Source organism: Pseudomonas sp. GM50, assembly GCF_000282375.1.
GTDB lineage: Bacteria > Pseudomonadota > Gammaproteobacteria > Pseudomonadales > Pseudomonadaceae > Aquipseudomonas.
Genome location: NZ_AKJK01000074.1, coordinates 23992 through 43049, shown reverse-complemented (window position 1 = coordinate 43049; position 19058 = coordinate 23992). Strand labels below are relative to the sequence as shown.

Here is a 19058-nt window from a genome sequence, read left to right as displayed (position 1 = left end):
CCGCCACCGGCGGTGCTGCCGGTGCCGTAACGAGTAATGCTCATGAGTGGTTCTCCTGATTGAAAAAGTTAAAAGCGCGTGTTCTTGAGAAATTCCGCCAGACGCGGGGACTGTGGGCGTTCGAACAATTCCTTGGGCGGCCCCTGCTCTTCGATCCGCCCCTGATTCATGAACACGATCTTGTCCGACACCTCGAAGGCAAAGCGCATTTCGTGGGTCACCAGCAGCATGGTCATGCCGTCTTCGGCCAGCCCCTTGATCACGTTCAGCACTTCGCCGACCAGTTCCGGGTCGAGGGCCGAGGTGACTTCATCGAACAGCATCAGGCTTGGGTTCATCGCAATCGCCCGGGCAATCGCCACGCGCTGTTGCTGGCCGCCAGACAACTGACCGGGGTAATGATCGCGCCGTTCCAGCAACCCAACCCGCTCCAGCCATTTTTCCGCCAGCGCCACGGCTTCATCCTTGTGCAGCTTTTTGACCTTGAGCAACCCCAGGGTGACGTTCTGCAACGCGGTGAGGTGCGGGAACAGATTGAATTGCTGGAACGCCATGCCGGTCATGGCGCGATGGCGGGCGATGACTTTTTCCGCGTGACGCACGCGCTTGCCGTTGACCTCGTCATAGCCGATGGATTCGCCGTCGAGCAGAATCTGCCCGCCCTGGAACTCTTCGAGCATGTTCACGCAGCGCAGCAGCGTGGTCTTGCCTGAGCCGCTGGAGCCGATCAGAGTGACCACGTTGCCGCGCTGCATCGTCAGGTCGACGCCCTTGAGCACTTCGAGCTGGCCGTATTGTTTGTGCAGGCCGCGGATGTCCAGCAGCGCTTGAGTCTGCGTTGAAACTTGAGCTTGTGTCATGGCAAGGCCACCCGCTTTTCAATGTGCCGGCCGAGTAATTCGATGGCGTAGTTGATGACGAAAAACAGCAATCCGGCGAACAGGTAAAACTCCAGGGTCATGAACGTCCGGGCGATGATTTGCTGGGTGCTGAGCAGCAACTCGGCGACGCCGATCACCGACAACAGCGTCGAGGCCTTGACGATCTCGGTGGACGAGTTGACCCAGGTCGGCAGAATCTGCCGCAGCGCCTGGGGCAACAACACGTAGCCCAGCGCCTGGTAAAACGTCAGGCCGATGGCCTTGCTCGCTTCCATCTGGCCACTGGGCAGCGCTTGCAATGCACCGCGCACAATCTCGGCGACGTGGGAGCCGCAAAACAGCGTCAACCCCAAGGTGCCGGCGCCGAATGCGCTGATTTGCCAGCCCAATGCCGGAGCCATGTAGAAGCAGGCCAACACCAATACAAACACCGGCGTGCCGCGAATGATGTCGACGTAAAAGCGGAACGGCGCGCGCATCCAGAACGTGCCATAGGTGAGCACCAGACCGGCAACGATGCCGACCAGCGTGCCCAACAAAATCGCCAGCGCCGAGCACTGCACACTGGTCAGAAAGCCCTGCCACAGGACTTCCCGCGCCACCCATAACTCATGCAACCAACTGGGGGATTCGTACATGAGGGGCTCCTATCGGCGAATCGCCAGACGCTGTTCGAGGTAACGCAGCATCATGGCAATGAGGTAACAGGCCGCAACATAGAGCGCTGTGGTCACCAGCCAGGTTTCAATCACCCGGTAGCTCTCGACATTGATCTTGCGCGCGTAATAGGTCAGCTCCGGCACGGCAATCGCCGCCGCCAGCGAGGTGTCCTTGAACAGCGAAATGAAGTTGTTCGACAGGGCCGGCAGCACATTGCGCAGCATCACCGGCACGGTGACGTACGCCTTGACCTGCCACTCACCGAGCCCGATGGCCAGGCCCGCTTCACGTTGCCCCTTGGGAATGCTCAACAACCCGCCGCGGAACACTTCGGTCAGATACGCCCCGGCATACAGCGACAGGGTGATGATGAACGAGGGGATCTTGTCCAGACGAATCCCCAGGCTCGGCAACGCGAAGTAGATCAACAGGATCAACACCAGAATCGGCGTATTACGGATCACCGTCACATACACCGACGCCAGCACCCGCAACGGGCGGTGCTTTGACAGCAAGGCAAACGCCATCAGCAGGCCGATCACGCAGCCGATGGCGATCGACACCAGCGCCAGCTCAAGCCCCAGACCGAGCCCCGCCAGCAAGGTGTCGAAGTCGCGCCAGACGGCGGCAAAATTCAACTGATAGTTCATGGTCAGCAGTACCTTGAGCGGGGCGATTTAAAACCGCCCCGCTCCTCATTCAAAAATTGGAAACGTCGCGAGCGAAGGAAAGACAAGGCGAAAACAGACGAGAAAGCGGAGTTGACTTTAGTCAATGAGCATTTCGAGTCTGTTTTCAACGCAGTATTTCCGAGCGCAGCAGTTTTCATTTGAATTCAGCGGGGAAACCGATGGCTGGGGTCGGCAGGTCTACACCGAACCACTGCTTGAACGACGCCGCATACGTCGGGAACTCAACACCGGTCATGCTTTCATGCAGCACGGTGTTAACGAAGTTCAACCAGTCCTGATCGCCGCGCTTGACTGCACAGGAGTAGGTTTGCGGGCTCCAGGCATAGGCCGGGCTGCGATAGCGACCAGGGTTCTGCACCATCAGGTATTTCACCGACGACTGATCGGTGGCCGCCGCGTCGGCACGGCCGGAGTTCACCGCCTGATACATCAAATCCACGCTGTCGTATTGATCGACCTTGGCCTTGGGCAACGCCTGATGCACCAGTTCCTCGGCGTACACGTTCTGCAGCACCGCCACGATGACGCCATCGCCGGCAGCTTTCAGGTCGTCGATTTCCTTGTACTTGCTGTTGGCCGGCAACAACAGGCCGACGCCTTCGCGGTAGTACGGCAGGGTGAACGCCACTTGCTGTGCACGGCTGGCGGTCACGGTGATGAACTGGCAACTCATGTCGACCTTGTCGGTCAGCAGATTCGGAATCCGCGCATCGGATGACTGCACCACGAACTCGACCTTGCTCGGGTCGTTGAACAACCCTTTGGCCACCATCCGCGCGATATCAATATCGAACCCCTGCAACTTGCCATCCGCGCCCTGGAAGTGCCACGGCGCATTGGTACTGCCCGTGCCCACAATCAATTTCCCACGGGCCAGCACGCTGTCGAGCTTGCTGTCTGCTGCCTGGGCGACACCCACGACAGCAGCCGAAGCCGCGAACAGAAAAACACACGCTTTAAACAAAGAAGGTCGGCGATGCATGGCAAGCACTCCAGAGTTGTGTTTATTCCGCTATACCGGAACATGGTATGTAACAACGGAATAGACAGCAGAAAGTGTGCCACAGGATGGATAGAAAATCCTGCCAATGCTGGAAAGACAATTGATTCAAATGGATAGACAGGATTCACACGCCGGGCCCACGCACAATCATGCATAGGAAAGCGCTACCGCTGGCTACAGGGTGAGTAGCAAGGCCACATTCGAGTGCATGACGTGCCAAAAATGCAGGCAACACACTGGCTCGCCATATCGCAGAAACCTGTTCTTACGACTGACCGCTCGTCGACTTTCTTGCTTTACCTGTCAGATCTGACAGTTGTGGTTCGCTCATTCGAGGCGTCCAATCTGTTCAGCCCGGTTCCGAAGCCGCTATCACAATGTGGCTGATGATGATCGGAGCTCAGCCATTACTTACAGGAGTTTTTGTATGTCTCAACAATCAGAAAAAACCAACTTGCTGAAGAACGGTGATTTTTCAGAAGCAGGCCTGCACTGGAAAGCGATTGATGCGAAGAAAGTCGACTACCGAGATGGTTATTGTGCCCTACAGACACCGGGCTCAATCAATCGAGAGATATCAATCCAGGGGGGTGGTTCATTCCGATTTTCCGCAAAAATGCGTACTGACCCGCGTGCTTACGGCAGAGTACGCCTGCTGATTGAACCTTCATGGTCAATCATTGAGCTCAATTTAAGCAACAGCGACGACTGGACTTTCGCTTATACAGACTTCTCAGTGGGGTCTGACGCTACCAGTTTTAAAATCAAGCTCGAAGCGGCCGATGGCTCATTAGAAACTTTCGGCGTGTATGTCGACGACGTAGTTCTCGAACGACGTTGAAGCCCTGACCAGCTGGTAGCCAACCACCTGGCTACCAGCCCCTTCACCGCCACAACATCTGCCCTTGTTGAAGACGGAGATTTCAATGAGCTCGATAACCACCCATCAGACCATGGCTGCGGCCTACCGCAAGGCCCTGAAAACCTGGCGCCCGGTGATCCTGTATTTCGGCAATAAAAACTGTTACGCCTGCGAAATGGCCGAGCCGGTTTTCCGTACGATCGCCGAGCAGTATAAGGATCATGCGCAGGTCTACATGCTGAGTACGAGCGAGTCCCCCAGGCATCCGGAAGTCACCGGCACCCCCACGGTGTTGTTCTACAAAGAGGGGAAATTGCTGAAGAAACTCAAGGGGATTGGAACCCGGGAAACCCTGGAAGAGAATTTCAAAAAGCACATCGGCAAGCTCAGGCCTAAACAGGTTGCCCGCAAACCTCACCACGACTTGCCGTGGTTGCAGAAAACCCTCAGCACTTTATGCACCGCGCCTCGGGCGCGGGAACTGTTGAATGTGCGTTTAATGAGTACCCTGTAGGAGCGAGGCTTGCCCGCGAAGAACGATGACGCGTAACGCCTGAAAAACCGCGATGCATTCTTCGCGGGCAAGCCTCGCTCCTACAGGTTCTGCGAATGCTTGAGCGACGCCAGCACCCGCTCGGCATTCGCACCGCACCCCATGCCCTCGGGTCGCGCCTGGATACTCTCGATCACCTCCAGTAACTGCGCCTTGCTCTGGGCCAGGTGCAGTTGCATCGCTTCGATCTGTTCGATCTTGCGCCCGAGGCTCGCCACCAGTTCGTCATGATTGACCTCACCCGTCGTGGCATCCGGTAGCAGCAGCTTCAGTTCTTCCAGACTAAAACCGGCCTGCTGAGCACACTGGATGATCTTCAGGGTTTGCAACACTTGCGGCGGATAACGCCGATAGCCATTGGCCTGCCGCTCGACCTGACGGATCAGGCCCTGGGCTTCATAAAAACGAATGCGCGAGGCGTTCAAGCCGCTTTGCTGCGCCAATTCACCAATCTTCATCACGGGCCTCGTTTGCACGCTTGACATTAAAGTTAACTTTAAGCTTAGCCTCTACGCTTCACTGATGAGGAGTCAAGCATGTCGCCCTTCCAAGCGTTGAATTTGCCCAACGGCCAGACCATCGGCAATCGCATCGCCAAAGCCGCGATGGAAGAGAACCTCGCCGATACCGGGCAGGCACCTTCCAGCGAGTTGTTTCGGCTGTATCAAGCCTGGGCCGACGGCGAAGCCGGGTTGTTGCTGACCGGCAACGTGATGATCGACCGCCGCGCCATGACCGGTCCCGGTGGCGTGGTGCTGGAAGATGAGCGAGACCTCGAACGTTTTCGTCAGTGGGCAACCATCGGCCGGGCCGGTGGTGCGCAGTTTTGGGTGCAACTCAATCATCCCGGCCGCCAGACCATGGCCAACCTCGGCCAGCAAGCCTGGGCACCTTCGGCGGTGGCGCTGGATCTGGGCGGGTTTTCGAAGATGTTTGCCGAGCCCAAACCCATGAGCGAGAACGACATTGCAGAAGTCATTCAACGCTTCGCCACCAGCGCTGCCCTGGCGGAAAAGGCCGGTTTCACCGGGGTGCAGATCCATGCCGCGCACGGGTATCTGATCAGCCAGTTTCTCTCGCCATTGACCAATCGCCGCACCGACCGCTGGGGCGGCGCTCTGGAAAATCGTGCGCGCCTGCTGCTGGAAGTGCTCAGCGCGGTTCGCAAGTCCGTATCGCCGCAGTTTTGCGTGGCGGTGAAGCTCAATTCCGCGGACTTCCAACGTGGCGGTTTCGACGCCGACGATGCCCGGCAAGTGATCCAGTGGCTCAATGACCAGCAAATCGATTTGCTGGAACTCTCCGGTGGCAGCTACGAAGCCCCGGCCATGCAAGGCGAGGCTCGCGACGGTCGGACCCTGGCACGAGAAGCGTACTTTCTGGAAATGGCCGGTGAACTGGCCAGTGTGGCGAGCATGCCGGTGATGGTGACCGGCGGAATACGGCGACTGGCGATCGTCGAACAGGTACTCGACAGCGGCATCGCCATGGCCGGCATCGGCACGGCCATGGCCATCGAACCGAACCTGGTCAAACGCTGGCGTGCAGGCCAGAACAGTCACCCGCAGTTGCCGCCAATTCGCTGGAAACGCAAACCTTTGGCGGCGCTGGCGAACATGGCCGTGGTGAAGTTCCAGCTTCATCGATTGAGCCGCGGGCGCAAGCCTAGACCGCAAGTTTCGGCGGTATGGGCATTGATCCTCGATCAGTTGTACATCGCCCGGCGTACCCGTCAGTACCGCCAGGCGATGGGTAAATAACCGAAGGTCAAACCTGTGGGAGCGAGCCTGCTGTGGCGAGGGGGCTTGCCCCCGTTGGGTCGCGGAGCGGCCCCAAAACCAGAAGCTCCGGGACTGCTACGCAGTCCAACGGGGGCAAGCCCCCTCGCCACAGCAAGCCCGCTCCCACAGGTTCCGCTCCTTGCCGGGTTGTTTATCGTCCGGCAAAGCGCAACCGCGACAACATGCGCAGATCGCCTTCGCGGTAATAGTCATCGGTCCAGCTGTCATCCGGCGCCAACGGCCGGACCTGTTTGAGTTGTAGTTTTTTTGCAAAGTAGCGGAACCGGTAATGCTCGTAAAAGCGCAGCAGTTCCAGCCCGTAGCGATCGGCCAGGTCGGTGTCGCCACGGATGATCAGGAAGTTCTCATCATTGCCATTACTGGCTGCCTCACTCAGGTTATGGCTGCCGCTGATGATCGTCGGTGCGTCGGTGGTGAAGTCGACGACGATGGCTTTGGTATGCACCAGCAGCCTGCCCTTCTGGCCTTTCATGTTTTCCTTGAGCCAGCCTTCCAGGCCGGTATTGAGCAACGCGGTGGCGGCAAATTGAGCGGTGCGGTCAGCGTGGATACCGGTGATGCTGCTGACGGTGTTTTGCAGGCCGTAACGCAAAATATCGTCGTGGGGCTGGCCGAGCAATGCGTTGAGCACTTCGTCCGGCAAGGCAAACGCGGTGACAAACAGCAGGTCTTTTTTAGCGGCGTTGATGATCTCGACGAACTCATGCAGGTCGCCCTGGCCCGAGCGCGGTGAAAAACCGGCGAACAGCGGCTGGTCCGGTGCCATCGGATTGTGTTCCGTGAGCCATTCCCGTGTGGCGCCGACATCCGTGGGGTCGGCCCAGACCTGCTCGAAGGTTTGCAGATAACTGGCGCCGATCCGAGCGTCGTCCAGCACATGCACGACGTTGGCCTGACGGTAAACGCCGTTGGGAGTGAAGTTGGTGCTGCCACAGAGCACCGCTTCGGGCTGATGCTGCCCCGCTGCGTCGAGCCGGCTGAGGACCATGAACTTGTTGTGGAAGATGTTGTGAGTGACTCGCCCGCGCTTGTTCGCCGCCGGGATTTTTTCCAGGCTGGCTTCGTTCATCGCAGTGGTGTCTTCGTCGGGTTGGGCGTGGTACAGGACCCGAACCTTTACGCCGCGCTCGAAAGCGGCGTTCACCGCATCGACAATCACCTTCAGCTGGTATTCATAGATCGCGATGTCCAGCGCCCACTGACCATCCTCGGCCCGTTCGATGAACCCCAGCAAGCGTGCGAGCAGACCATTTTCCAGCCATTGCCGTGGAGCATCGGGCCATTCTTCGATGGGCAGTTTCTTGTTGGCGCTGAGCTGCGCATCGAGGTCGGCGAATTTGCGCTGGAAGGCCTGACTCGCGGCCACCGCCCGGTTGAAGATGACATTCTGGCCCGCTGGAAGGCCATTGTCGGTGGTGAGCGTCACTTCCAGAAACTCACCCAGCTGCGGCGCATCGGCGGTGCCGTAGGCCAGGTGAATCCGATAATGGATCGTCACACCCGGGTTGACCGCGTAATCGGCCCAGCGAAATTTCTGCAACGGCGCGGCATCACTAGGGGTGGCGTGAAACTGGGGGAACGTATGAGCCTTGCCGGGGAAGGTCAGGCTGTTGAACAGAAACAGCCAGGGTTTGTTGCCTTGCTGTTTTTCGATGGCGAAACCCAGCAGGCCTTTGCGACGGGGTTCGGCCACGTCGATGGCCAGCAGCACGCCGTTGGTGCCAGCGTAGGCTTTGACGCGAAAATCGTCCTGATCGTTGCGGGCTAGAACGCGCATGGGTCACTCCTGTGATTGGCTTGCTTACAGAGCATAGGGCAGCGATGCGGATTAACCGCAATTATCCGATTCTGAGGTGATGCCATCGCGAGCAGGCTCGCTCCCACAGGGAAACGCATTCCAATGTGGGAGCGAGCCTGCTCGCGATGGGGTCAATACTGTCAGCACAAAACTCAACCTGAAATCAGCTCATCGATATGTCGATAATCAACCTGCAACTGCGCCGCCAACACCTTTGCCCGGCCAAGATGAATCGGCCCGCGCTCAATGTCGATCAGCAGCCCCGGGCAATCCAGCGCCGGCAACGTTGACCATTCCTTCACCCGTCCATCCGTCACCAACAGCAGCCGTTGCTGCTCTGCCGGAAAACGTTTTTGCCGTGCCGCTAGCCAGTGCCCTGCTTCACTCAGCGCCGCCAGCATCGGTGTACCGCCGCCGGCACCCAGCCCGTCGAGCCAATCGCGCAAGCCCGCGGAGGCTTTCAACCCTTGCACTTGCCACTTCGGCACATGACCACTGGCGGTCAGCAACGCCAGTCGCGCGCGCTGCCGATAGGCATCGTCGAACAGTTGCGCCAGCAGGCCCTTGGCATCGCTCAACGCTTGATGACGTCGGGTTGAGGCCGAGGCGTCGACGATCACCAGCCATAATTCATGAGGACTGCGGGTACGCAGGTGAAACAGTACATCGTCGCGTTGACGCGGTCGGCCATTGAGCAAGGTGCCGGGCCAATTGATCGATCCGCTCAGGGTTGCGTGACGCTTGCCCTGTTTACCGTGATCCAGCCGTCCTGCGTGGGGTCTGGCATTCGCCCCCGCGTCTGATCGAGGGCGAATGCCTAGGGCTTTTTTGGCCAGCTCGGCACTTCACGTCGTGCGCCGACCGGCAGCGCCTGGGCGGGCATTTCGCCCCACTGGCCCTGACCTTCGCTCGGGTTGGGGTTCTGATTGGAGGGCTGTGCTGCGGGGGATTGGTGCGGCATCGGTGGCGAGTGTTCGCGACGGCGATGGCGCAACGCAAACTCGGCGACCGCGTCGATATCGTCCTCGCTGATCGCGTTCGCGCCCCGCCATGCCGCGTGAGCCCGGGCCGCGCGCAACCAGACCAGATCGGCTCGCAGGCCATCGACGCCGGCAGCAAAGCAGCGCTCGGTGATCTGCGCCAGCGCGGTATCGTCGAGGGGAATGCTCGCCAATGCCGAGCGCGCCTTTTGGCAACGCTCGCGCAGTGCGTGTTGCTGGCTTTCCCATTCGGCGCAGAACCCTTGCGGGTCGCTGTCGAAATCCAGTCGACGACGGATGATCTGACCGCGCTCGGCGGGTGCGGTGTGGCCACTGAGGGCGACGTTCAGGCCAAAGCGGTCGAGCAATTGCGGACGCAGCTCGCCCTCTTCCGGGTTCATGGTGCCGATCAGCACAAATTTCGCCGAATGCCGATGGGAAATCCCGTCGCGCTCGATCAGGTTGGTGCCGCTGGCGGCCACGTCGAGCAGCAAGTCCACGAGGTGATCGGGCAGCAGGTTGACTTCATCGACATACAACACGCCGCCGTCGGCCTTGGCCAGTACACCGGGAGAAAACTGTGCGCGCCCCTCGCTCAGGGCCGCGTCCAGATCGAGGGTGCCCACCAGCCGTTCTTCGGTGGCGCCCAAGGGCAAAGTGACGAATTGACCGCTGGCCAACAGGTCCGCCAGGCCACGGGCCAGGGTGGATTTGGCCATGCCCCGTGGACCTTCGATCAGCACGCCACCGATTTTCGGATCGATGGCGGTCAGGTACAGCGCGAGCTTCAAGTCATCGGCGCCGACCACGGCGGAGAGCGGGAAATGGGGGGTGTCGGTCATGTTCAAATCTCGGTCATGGTCGGTGGCAGGCACACCTTGTACCTTGTGGGAGTGAGCCTGCTCGCGATAGCGGTGGATCAATCGACATCAATATTGACTGGTCGACCGCTATCGCGAGCAGGCTCGCTCCCACAGGGGGTTGCGGCGCGTCAGGTGTCTTCTTCTATATCCAGCAACAAATTCTCCAGCGCCTCGCGGTACTCGCCCGGTTCTTTCCACATCCCCCGCTGCTGCGCCTCGAGCATGCGCTCGGTCATGTCGCGCAGGGCATGGGGATTGTGTTCGCGGACAAACTCCCGGGTCGCCGGATCGAGCAAATAAGCGTCCGCCAGCAACGCATATTGGTGATCGTCGATCAACTGCGTGGTGGCGTCGAACGCAAACAGGTTATCGACCGTCGCCGCCAGTTCGAACGCGCCTTTATAGCCATGACGCTTGACCCCGTCGATCCATTTCGGATTGGCCGCACGGGAACGGATCACCCGGTTCAGCTCTTCCTTCAACGTGCGAATCTTCGGCAAGTCCGGCTGACTGTGGTCGCCGTGATAACTGGCCGCCGCTTCACCGCTGAGGCTTTCGACGGCCGCCAGCATGCCACCCTGGAACTGGTAATAGTCGTTGGAATCGAGCAAGTCGTGCTCACGGTTGTCCTGGTTTTGCAGCACCGCCTGCACCTGGCTCAGACGCTGGGCGAACTGTTCGCGGGCGGCGGTGCCTTCATCGGAGCCGCCGTAAGCGTAGCCGCCCCAGTTCAGGTAAACCTCGGCCAGGTCTTCGCGGCTTTGCCACAAGCGAGCGTCGATGGCGCCCTGCACGCCCGCTCCGTAAGCACCCGGTTTGGCCCCGAAGATGCGCCAGCCGGCCTGCCGCCGCGCCGCGTCTTCATCCAGCCCGGATTCCAGCAGCGCTTGCCGCTCGGCGCGGACCTTGGCCGCCAACGGGTTGAGATCGTCCGGTTCATCCAGCGCGGCGACCGCTTGCACGGCGGCGTCAAACAGCCGGATCAGGTTGGCAAAGGCATCGCGGAAGAATCCGGAGACGCGCAAGGTCACATCCACCCGTGGGCGGTCCAGCAAACTCAACGGCAGAATCTCGAAATCGTCGACACGCTGGCTGCCGGTAGCCCAGACCGGTCGCACGCCCATCAGCGCCATGGCCTGGGCGATGTCATCGCCGCCGGTGCGCATGGTCGCGGTGCCCCAAACCGACAGGCCGAGCTGCCGCAAGTGATCGCCATGGTCCTGCAAGTGACGCTCAAGAATAAGGTTCGCGGACTGGAAGCCGATGCGCCACGCGGTGGTGGTCGGCAGGTTGCGAACATCCACCGAATAGAAGTTGCGCCCGGTGGGCAAAACGTCCAGACGGCCGCGACTGGGTGCACCACTCGGCCCGGCCGGAACGAATCGACCGTTGAGGGCGTCCAGCAGGCCGCGCATTTCCGCCGGACCGCAGGCGTCCAGGCGTGGGGCAACGACTTCGCGCAGGCTGTCGATGATGGCGCTCACTTCCGACCAACCTGCCTCTTGTGGGAGCGGGCTTTTGTGGCGAGGGGGTTCACCCCCGTTGGGTTGCGAAGCGGCCCCAAAAAATGGGACTGCTGCGCAGTCCAACGGGGGCAAGCCCCCTCGCCACAAGGTTTGAGGCATGCTCAGTGCCTGCGAGATCAGTTGAGCGGCGAACAGCTCAAGACGTTCACGGGTATCGCCCGCCGTGCGCCAGACTTCATCGCTGATCGACAACAAGGCATCCGGTCGAGGACCATCCCAAGGCTCGGCCAGCGCACAATCCAGCGGATCAAACCCCAACACAAACGCCTTGGCCAGCGCCCGCAACAAACTCGATTGCGCCCCTCGACCGTCGCCGCGCGGAATCCGCAGCAAGGCCAACAAGGTGTCGATGCGCAACCGCCCGACCGGCGACTCGCCAAACACGTGCAGGCCATCGCGGATCTGCGACTCCTTCAAGTCGCACAGGTACGTGTCCAGACGCGGCAACCAGATCGCCGCATCGGTATCGCTGTCGAGCTTTTCGTCGAGCTGCAGTTCACGGTCGATGTGCGTGTCGCGCACCAATTGCAGAATGTCACGCTGCAACTCTCGGGCGCGGCGCGGATCGAGCAATTGCGCTTCGTAATATTCGTCGGCCAACAATTCGAGATTGCGCAGCGGGCCGTAGGTTTCAGCGCGGGTCAGCGGCGGCATCAAGTGATCGATGATCACAGCCTGCGTACGGCGTTTGGCCTGGGCGCCCTCACCCGGGTCGTTGACGATGAACGGATAGATGTTCGGCAGCGGCCCGAGCAATGCGTCCGGCCAGCAGTTTTCCGACAGTCCGACGCCTTTGCCCGGCAGCCATTCGAGGTTGCCGTGCTTGCCCACGTGGATCACGCCGTGAGCGCCGTAGGTGTTGCGCAACCAGAAGTAGAACGCCAGATAACCGTGAGGCGGCACCAGATCGGGGTCGTGATACACCGCACTCGGGTCTACCTGATAACCCCGCGCCGGTTGAATGCCGACGAAGGTCAGGCCGAAGCGCAGACCGGCAATCATCATTCGTCCGCCACGGAACATTGGATCGCTTTCGGGCGAGCCCCAACGTTCCAGCACGGCTTGGCGATTGGCCTCGGGCAGCGCGTTGAACATCAGGTTGTAGTCGTCCAGCGCGAGACTTTGATGACAGGGACGCTGGTCGAGGGTGTCGAGGTCATTGCTGACGCCGCCGAGCAATTGCTGGATCAGCGCGGTGCCGCTGTCCGGCAACTCGGCCGGCAGCGGATAACCTTCGGCGTGCAGGGCACGGAGGATGTTCAATGCCGCAGCCGGAGTATCGAGGCCGACGCCGTTGCCGATGCGCCCATCGCGAGTCGGGTAGTTGGCGAGAATCAGGGCGATGCGTTTTTCGCCGTTGGGCACCCGCGCCAGATCGATCCAGCGCCGCGCCAGTTCTGCGACAAAATCCATGCGCTCAGGTTGCGGCCGGTAGCAGACCACGTCGGACTGACTGCGCTCGCTGCGCCAGGCCAGGTCCTTGAAACTGATCGGCCGGCTGATGATCCGCCCGTCCAGCTCCGGCAGTGCGATGTGCATCGCCAGGTCGCGGGGGCCGAGGCCTTGTTCGCTGGCGCGCCAACCGGGTTCATTGTCCTGGGCGCAAATCGCCTGGATCACCGGAATATTGCGGCGAAACGGCCGTAGGTGCGGCGCTTCAGGGCTGGACTGGGCGAAACCGGTGGTGTTGAGAATCACCCCCGCCTCGACTTCATCCAGCAAGTCTTCGACCACCGTCAGGCAGCCGGGCTCTTTCAAACTGGCCAGCGCAATCGGCAATGGGTTCAACCCCGCCGCCTGCAAACGCTGGCAGAAAATATCGATGAAACCGGTGTTCGCCGCCTGCAAATGCGAGCGGTAAAACAGCACCGCCGCCACCGGCTGATCAGCTTGCCAGTCGGCTTGCCAATCGCTCAACTCAGCGGGGCTTTTTTGCGGGTGGTAGATCGCGGTGCGTGGCAGGGTTTGCGGCTCGGCCCATGAGTAGTCGCGATCCAGCCAGCGATTGGCGAGGCAGCGAAACAGGTCGAGTGCGTTGGCCATGCCGCCCTGACGCAGGAAGTGCCAGAGCCGGTCGCGGTCTTGCGCGGTTACGGTGCTCAGGTCACTGAGCTCCGGGTCCGGGCGATCGTCCCCCGGCACCAGAATCAGCTGCACGCCGCGCTCGGACAATTCCACCAGACGCTCAATGCCATAACGCCAATAGGCGATGCCGCCGTGCAGCGAGATCAGAATCACTTTGGCGTGGCGCAGCACTTCGTCGACGTAGAGATCGACCGAGGCGTGATTCTGCACCTGCATCGGGTTGGCCAGGCGCACGCTCGGGTAATCGTCGGGCAACTGCTGCGCCGCTTCGGCGAGCAACGCCAGGCTGGAATCGCCGCTGCACAGGATCACCAGCTCGGCGGGAGTTTGTCCAAGGTCGGCAATGTTGTCATCCGACACGAAACCGCCGGGCTGGGTCCTGAGCAGGTGCATGGTTTAAACGCTGAGCGCAGCGCGCAATTGCGCTTCGAGCGCAGCGGCGTCCAGATCCTGACCGATCAACACCAGACGCGTGGTGCGCGCTTCTTCAGCGCCCCACTGACGGTCGAAGTGCTTGTCGAAACGCGTGCCCACGCCCTGGATCAGCAGGCGCATCGGCTTGTTCGGCACCGCTGCAAAGCCTTTCACCCGAAGGATGCCGTGCTGGACCACCAATTGAGTCAGCGCATCCATCAGCAGGCTTTCGTCGGCTTGTGGCAGCTCGATCGAGATGGAATCGAACGCGTCGTGGTCGTGGTCGTCCTCGCCTTCATGGTGATGATCGTGATGGCTGTGGCGGCTGTCGATGTGTTCTTCCGAACCGGCGCCGAGGCCGATCAGCACGTCCAGTGGCAGACGACCGCTGCTGGCTTCGATGACTTTCACCGCTGGCGGCAGTTCTTCAGCGACTTCCAGGCGCACACGGGCCAGGTCTTCAGCGCTGATCAGGTCAGCCTTGTTGAGGATCACCAGGTCGGCGCTGGCCAGTTGGTCGGCAAACAGCTCGTGCAGCGGCGATTCGTGGTCCAGATTCGGGTCGAGTTTGCGCTGGGCATCGACCTGATCCGGGAACGCAGCGAAGGTGCCAGCAGCGACGGCCGGGCTGTCGACCACGGTGATCACCGCGTCAACCGTGCAGGCGCTACGGATTTCTGGCCATTGGAAGGCTTGAACCAAAGGCTTTGGCAGGGCCAGGCCCGACGTTTCGATGAGGATGTGGTCGAGGTCGCCGCGACGAGCGACCAGTTCGCGCATCACCGGGAAGAATTCTTCCTGAACCGTGCAGCACAGGCAGCCGTTGGCCAGTTCGTAGACGCGGCCGTTGGCTTCTTCTTCGGTGCAACCGATCGAGCACTGCTTGAGGATTTCGCCGTCGATGCCCAGCTCGCCGAACTCGTTGACGATCACCGCGATGCGACGGCCCTGGGCGTTGTCGAGCATGTGGCGCAGCAAGGTGGTTTTGCCCGAGCCGAGGAAGCCGGTAACGATGGTGACGGGGAGTTTGGCCAGTGTTTTCATCGGATGCCCTTTGGCAAGGTGGCGGGCATACGGGACGACAATCGCAGCGGCAGGTGCGCGCGCAAGAGTTCCGCCACCGGATCACCCCGCCCGGTTGTAGTGAGAATCTGTGTCGAGGCAGGTCTCCTGGCTGACGGTGTGCCAATCGTTCGACTGGCGTTAGCTGCGCCTTCCCGCGAACCTGATGGATCAGGGCTTGCAGTGGCGTGGCAGCGAACATCACCGTTCACAGTTGCGGGGGCAGCCGCGGCATCGACCGCGTTCCCTTCTTAGCTTCGGCAAATGCCGAAGAACCTCGAAAGCGCAAGGCTACGCATCGTGTGGGGGCGGGTCAATGTCCTATAGGAGAATGCGATCACCTGTGGCGAGGGGGCTTGCCCCCGTTCGGCGGCGAAGCCGTCGTAGATCCTGACAACTCGGTGTGGCTGAAAGAACGCAAGGGGTCGCTTCGCAACCCAACGGGGGCAAGCCCCCTCGCCACAGAAGTGAGAAACCATGCCAATTGACGCCCAACCCCCGCCCATGCTCTCCTACACGCCTTGTTACGGGTGCCCTTCACAGGGTGAAACGGGAAACCGGTGAATCATGTGCTTTACTCTAAAGCCATGTCAGTCCGGTGCTGCCCCCGCAACGGTAAGCGAGTGAAGCGTCAGATCCACTGTGCCCGTCATACGGCATGGGAAGGTGATGCTTGCAGGTTTCGGCGCAAGCCCTGCCCCTCGCGAGCCCGGAGACCGGCCCGCAACACAAAGTGACTTTTACGTTCACTGAATAACAAACCCGCGGTGGGCGGGCGCTGTTCGAAATCTCTGCGTGCCCCGGCGTGCGGAGGTTTTCATGCGCTCTATTCACCCGCTGACAGACCAGAGGGAAGCGCCATGTCGATCATCAGCAGCACCGGCAGCAACACCGATAAGAACAGCACGATCAGCACCACCACAACCCTGAGCCAACGCCTGACCGCCGCTTTTTGTGCGTCGATCCTTGGCGCCAGCCTTGTGTATTTCGCCGGTTTCTCGCACATCGAAGCGGTACACAACGCCGCGCACGATACCCGTCACAGTTCTGCCTTTCCGTGCCATTGAGACCTGCTGACATGATCAAGCGTATCGCGCAAACCGCAGGTTTCACCGGGCTGCTGGCCGCCCTGCTGCTGACCCTGCTGCAAAGCTTCTGGGTGGCTCCGCTGATTTTGCAGGCCGAGACCTACGAAAAATCCGAGCCGGCCGCGGTTGAAATCCATGAGCACGCCGCGGGTGCTGTCACCGCTCATACCCACGATGCCGAAGCCTGGGAGCCGGAAGACGGCTGGCAGCGCGTGCTGTCGACCACCGGCGGCAATCTGGTGGTGGCGGTCGGTTTCGCCCTGATGCTCGCGGGCCTCTACACCTTGCGCGCTCCACGCCGTACCTCTCAGGGCTTGCTCTGGGGTCTGGCCGGTTATGCGACGTTCGTGCTGGCGCCAACCCTCGGCCTGCCACCTGAACTGCCGGGCACTGCCGCTGCGGATCTGGCGCAACGGCAGATCTGGTGGATTGGCACTGCCGCCTCCACCGCTGTCGGCATCGCGCTGATCGTGTTCAGCCGCCACTGGCTGATGAAGATCCTCGGCGTGGCGATTCTGGCCGTTCCGCACGTCATCGGCGCGCCACAACCGGAAGTGCACTCCATGCTGGCTCCAGAAGCCCTGGAAGCGCAGTTCAAAATCGCTTCGCAGCTGACCAACATGGCGTTCTGGCTGGCCCTGGGCCTGATCAGCGCCTGGTTGTTCCGCCGCAAAAGCGATGGCCAATACTCCGCATGACTGACATCAGCGCAGCGCCGACCCTGGTGGTCGGCCTGGGCTGCCAGCGCGGCTGCCCCGTCAGCACGCTGCGGGCGCTGCTTGATCAGGCGTTACAGGCTCATCAAATCGAGCTCCGTGAGATCAAGGCCTTGGCCAGTATCGACCTGAAGCGCGAAGAACCCGCCCTGATCGAACTGGCCGAACAGCTGGCATTGCCGTTGATGTATTTCAGCAGCGAACAATTGGCCGGTTATGAACCGCAACTCAGCCACCACTCGGACATCGCGTTCGAACGCACCGGTTGTTACGGCGTAGCGGAAAGTGCCGCGCTGGCACTGGCCGAACAATTGGCTCAGGCACCGGCAAAGTTGCTGATTCCACGACAAAAATACGCCCAGGCCACCCTCGCATTGGCCAGCGCCGCGTAAAATCCCCGATAATCCCCGCCTTCGATCATGAGCAATCTTCATCTGAAGCGTGCCCATACCCTTTTTCTGACAGGAAACGACGATGACCGTCTACTTCATTGGCGCAGGCCCCGGCGACCCGGAACTGATCACCGTCAAAGGCCAGCGGCTGATTCGTAGCTGCCCGGTCATCATCTATGCAGGCTCCCTGGTCCCCGCCGCCGTGCTGGAAGGCCACCGGGCCGAACAGGTGGTTAACAGTGCCGAACTGCACCTGGAACAGATCATCGAGCTGATCAAGAGCGCCCATGCCAACGGCCAGGACGTGGCCCGGGTGCATTCCGGTGATCCGAGCCTGTACGGCGCGATTGGCGAGCAGATTCGTTACCTGCGTGAACTCGACATCCCTTTCGAAATCATTCCCGGCGTCACCGCCACCGCCGCCTGCGCGGCGCTTTTGGGTGCCGAGCTAACCCTGCCGGACGTGTCACAAAGCGTGATTCTGACCCGCTACGCCGACAAGACCGCCATGCCAGCCGGTGAAGAGCTCGGTAGTCTGGCGCAGCATGGGGCGACCATGGCGATCCACCTCGGGGTCAATCATCTGGAGAAGATCCTTGCCGAGTTGCTGCCGCACTACGGCGCCGACTGTCCGATCGCGGTGATCCACCGGGCGACCTGGCCGGATCAGGATTGGGTGGTGGGAACTCTGGCGGATATTGCCGGGAAGGTTCAAGCCAAGGGATTTCGCCGCACGGCGCTGATTCTGGTGGGTCGGGTGTTGGGTAGCGATCACTTCAGTGAATCGTCGTTGTACCGCGCGGGGCATGCGCATTTGTATCGCCCATAGGACGCCATCGCGGGCAAGCCCGCTCCCACAGTTGACCGCATTCCAATGTGGGAGCGAGCCTGCTCGCGATGGGGCCAATGAATTTCACCCATAAAAAAACGGTGCTCACGGGCACCGTTTTTTTTATGTCGCAGCGAACACCTTAGTAGTAGGCGTTTTCTTTCTGCGTGTGGTCGGTCACGTCGCGAACGCCCTTGAGCTCGGGAATACGCTCGAGCAAGGTGCGCTCGATGCCTTCGCGCAGGGTGACGTCTGCCTGGCCGCAGCCTTGGCAACCGCCGCCGAACTTCAGCACGGCGATGCCGTCTTCAACCACATCGATCAGGCTGACCTGACCGCCGTGGCTGGCCAGCCCCGGGTTGATTTCGGTTTGCAGGTAGTAGTTGATGCGCTCGTTGACCGGGCTGTCGGCGTTGACCATCGGTACTTTGGCGTTTGGCGCCTTGATGGTCAGTTGGCCGCCCATGCGGTCGGTGGCGTAGTCGACTACCGCATCGTCCAGGAAGGCTTCGCTGAAGTGATCGATGTACGCGGTGAAGCTTTTCAGCCCCAACGCAGTGTCTTCAGGTTTTTCTTCGCCCGGCTTGCAGTAGGCAATGCAGGTTTCGGCGTACTGGGTGCCAGGCTGGGTGATAAAGACGCGGATGCCGATACCCGGGGTGTTCTGCTTGGAGAGCAGATCAGCCAGGTAATCGTGGGCGGCGTCGGTAATGGTAATAGCGGTCATGGAAACTCCTCGCAGGCTTGGACGCAGTTTACGCCAATCATCGCGCCGGACAAAGTCCTAGTATTTTTGTCGGGAAAGTGTGCCTGTCGATGAACATCTGATCACCGTCGCCCCCTGTAGGAGCG

At 60.7% G+C, this 19058-nt stretch carries 18 protein-coding genes and 2 riboswitches; of the genes, 7 read left to right on the top strand and 11 right to left on the bottom strand.

All coding sequences use genetic code 11. The annotated features are described in order from the left end of the window. Window positions 1–68: 68 nt before the first annotated feature. The 4 genes from PMI30_RS11525 to PMI30_RS11540 all read right to left on the bottom strand — a co-directional run bounded on the left by PMI30_RS11525 (window position 69) and on the right by PMI30_RS11540 (window position 3215). Window positions 69–860: an amino acid ABC transporter ATP-binding protein gene (locus PMI30_RS11525; RefSeq protein WP_008011046.1), complete on the bottom strand. Its 792-nt coding sequence runs from the start codon at window positions 858–860 to the stop codon at window positions 69–71. Beyond that, window positions 857–1519 (bottom strand): amino acid ABC transporter permease, encoded by a 663-nt coding sequence (locus PMI30_RS11530; RefSeq protein ID WP_007898262.1) that lies wholly within the window; start codon window positions 1517–1519, stop codon window positions 857–859. The genes PMI30_RS11525 and PMI30_RS11530 overlap by 4 nt, the downstream gene beginning before the upstream one ends. A gap of 9 nt (window positions 1520–1528) precedes the next feature. Next, window positions 1529–2191 carry an amino acid ABC transporter permease gene (locus tag PMI30_RS11535; protein ID WP_008011044.1) on the bottom strand — a complete coding sequence of 221 codons (663 nt, stop codon included), beginning with the start codon at window positions 2189–2191 and terminating at the stop codon, window positions 1529–1531. A gap of 175 nt (window positions 2192–2366) precedes the next feature. Further along, on the bottom strand, window positions 2367–3215 hold the full coding sequence (locus PMI30_RS11540; RefSeq protein WP_008011043.1) for a transporter substrate-binding domain-containing protein: 849 nt from the start codon (window positions 3213–3215) through the stop codon (window positions 2367–2369). A gap of 448 nt (window positions 3216–3663) precedes the next feature. Between PMI30_RS11540 and PMI30_RS11545 the strand changes: the two genes are divergently transcribed. Then, the gene (locus PMI30_RS11545) at window positions 3664–4077 is read left to right on the top strand and encodes a hypothetical protein (protein ID WP_008011041.1); all 414 of its coding nucleotides are present in this window, start codon (window positions 3664–3666) and stop codon (window positions 4075–4077) included. Window positions 4078–4162: 85 nt separating this feature from the next. Next, on the top strand, window positions 4163–4612 hold the full coding sequence (locus PMI30_RS11550) for a thioredoxin family protein (protein ID WP_008011040.1): 450 nt from the start codon (window positions 4163–4165) through the stop codon (window positions 4610–4612). Window positions 4613–4692: 80 nt separating this feature from the next. Here the strand turns inward: PMI30_RS11550 and PMI30_RS11555 are convergent, their stop codons facing one another. Beyond that, the gene (locus PMI30_RS11555) at window positions 4693–5109 is read right to left on the bottom strand and encodes a MerR family transcriptional regulator (RefSeq protein ID WP_008011039.1); all 417 of its coding nucleotides are present in this window, start codon (window positions 5107–5109) and stop codon (window positions 4693–4695) included. A 78-nt stretch (window positions 5110–5187) separates the two neighbouring features. Here PMI30_RS11555 and PMI30_RS11560 point away from each other — a divergent pair, with 78 nt between their 5' ends. Next, window positions 5188–6411: an NADH:flavin oxidoreductase/NADH oxidase family protein gene (locus tag PMI30_RS11560; RefSeq protein ID WP_008011037.1), complete on the top strand. Its 1224-nt coding sequence runs from the start codon at window positions 5188–5190 to the stop codon at window positions 6409–6411. A gap of 172 nt (window positions 6412–6583) precedes the next feature. Here PMI30_RS11560 and PMI30_RS11565 read toward each other — a convergent pair whose 3' ends face one another. The 5 genes from PMI30_RS11565 to cobW form a co-directional block, all read right to left on the bottom strand. Beyond that, the gene (locus PMI30_RS11565) at window positions 6584–8230 is read right to left on the bottom strand and encodes a phospholipase D-like domain-containing protein (RefSeq protein WP_008011034.1); all 1647 of its coding nucleotides are present in this window, start codon (window positions 8228–8230) and stop codon (window positions 6584–6586) included. A 173-nt stretch (window positions 8231–8403) separates the two neighbouring features. Continuing rightward, entirely contained in the window at window positions 8404–8949 is a 546-nt protein-coding gene (locus PMI30_RS11570; protein ID WP_008011030.1) for a vWA domain-containing protein, read from the bottom strand. 119 nt (window positions 8950–9068) lie between these two features. Continuing rightward, on the bottom strand, window positions 9069–10073 hold the full coding sequence (locus PMI30_RS11575; RefSeq protein ID WP_008011029.1) for an ATP-binding protein: 1005 nt from the start codon (window positions 10071–10073) through the stop codon (window positions 9069–9071). A gap of 149 nt (window positions 10074–10222) precedes the next feature. Beyond that, window positions 10223–14098, bottom strand: coding sequence for a cobaltochelatase subunit CobN (gene cobN, locus PMI30_RS11580; protein ID WP_008011027.1), 3876 nt, complete (start codon window positions 14096–14098; stop codon window positions 10223–10225). Window positions 14099–14101: 3 nt separating this feature from the next. Continuing rightward, window positions 14102–15163: a cobalamin biosynthesis protein CobW gene (gene cobW / locus PMI30_RS11585; protein ID WP_007898232.1), complete on the bottom strand. Its 1062-nt coding sequence runs from the start codon at window positions 15161–15163 to the stop codon at window positions 14102–14104. A gap of 99 nt (window positions 15164–15262) precedes the next feature. After that, a riboswitch (cobalamin riboswitch) is annotated at window positions 15263–15476 on the bottom strand. A 216-nt stretch (window positions 15477–15692) separates the two neighbouring features. Beyond that, window positions 15693–15920: riboswitch (cobalamin riboswitch) on the top strand. A 121-nt stretch (window positions 15921–16041) separates the two neighbouring features. Between cobW and PMI30_RS11590 the strand changes: the two genes are divergently transcribed. The 4 genes from PMI30_RS11590 to cobM all read left to right on the top strand — a co-directional run bounded on the left by PMI30_RS11590 (window position 16042) and on the right by cobM (window position 18206). Then, on the top strand, window positions 16042–16248 hold the full coding sequence (locus PMI30_RS11590) for a CbtB domain-containing protein (RefSeq protein WP_008011025.1): 207 nt from the start codon (window positions 16042–16044) through the stop codon (window positions 16246–16248). A gap of 11 nt (window positions 16249–16259) precedes the next feature. Then, the gene (locus PMI30_RS11595; protein ID WP_008011023.1) at window positions 16260–16967 is read left to right on the top strand and encodes a CbtA family protein; all 708 of its coding nucleotides are present in this window, start codon (window positions 16260–16262) and stop codon (window positions 16965–16967) included. Continuing rightward, window positions 16964–17377, top strand: a complete 414-nt coding sequence (locus tag PMI30_RS11600) for a cobalamin biosynthesis protein (RefSeq protein WP_008011022.1) — start codon at window positions 16964–16966, stop codon at window positions 17375–17377. The genes PMI30_RS11595 and PMI30_RS11600 overlap by 4 nt, the downstream gene beginning before the upstream one ends. A gap of 82 nt (window positions 17378–17459) precedes the next feature. After that, entirely contained in the window at window positions 17460–18206 is a 747-nt protein-coding gene (gene cobM / locus PMI30_RS11605; protein WP_008011020.1) for a precorrin-4 C(11)-methyltransferase, read from the top strand. Between the two features lie 142 nt (window positions 18207–18348). Here the strand turns inward: cobM and nfuA are convergent, their stop codons facing one another. Beyond that, window positions 18349–18933, bottom strand: coding sequence for a Fe-S biogenesis protein NfuA (gene nfuA / locus PMI30_RS11610; RefSeq protein ID WP_008011019.1), 585 nt, complete (start codon window positions 18931–18933; stop codon window positions 18349–18351). Between the last annotated feature and the right edge of the window lie 125 nt (window positions 18934–19058).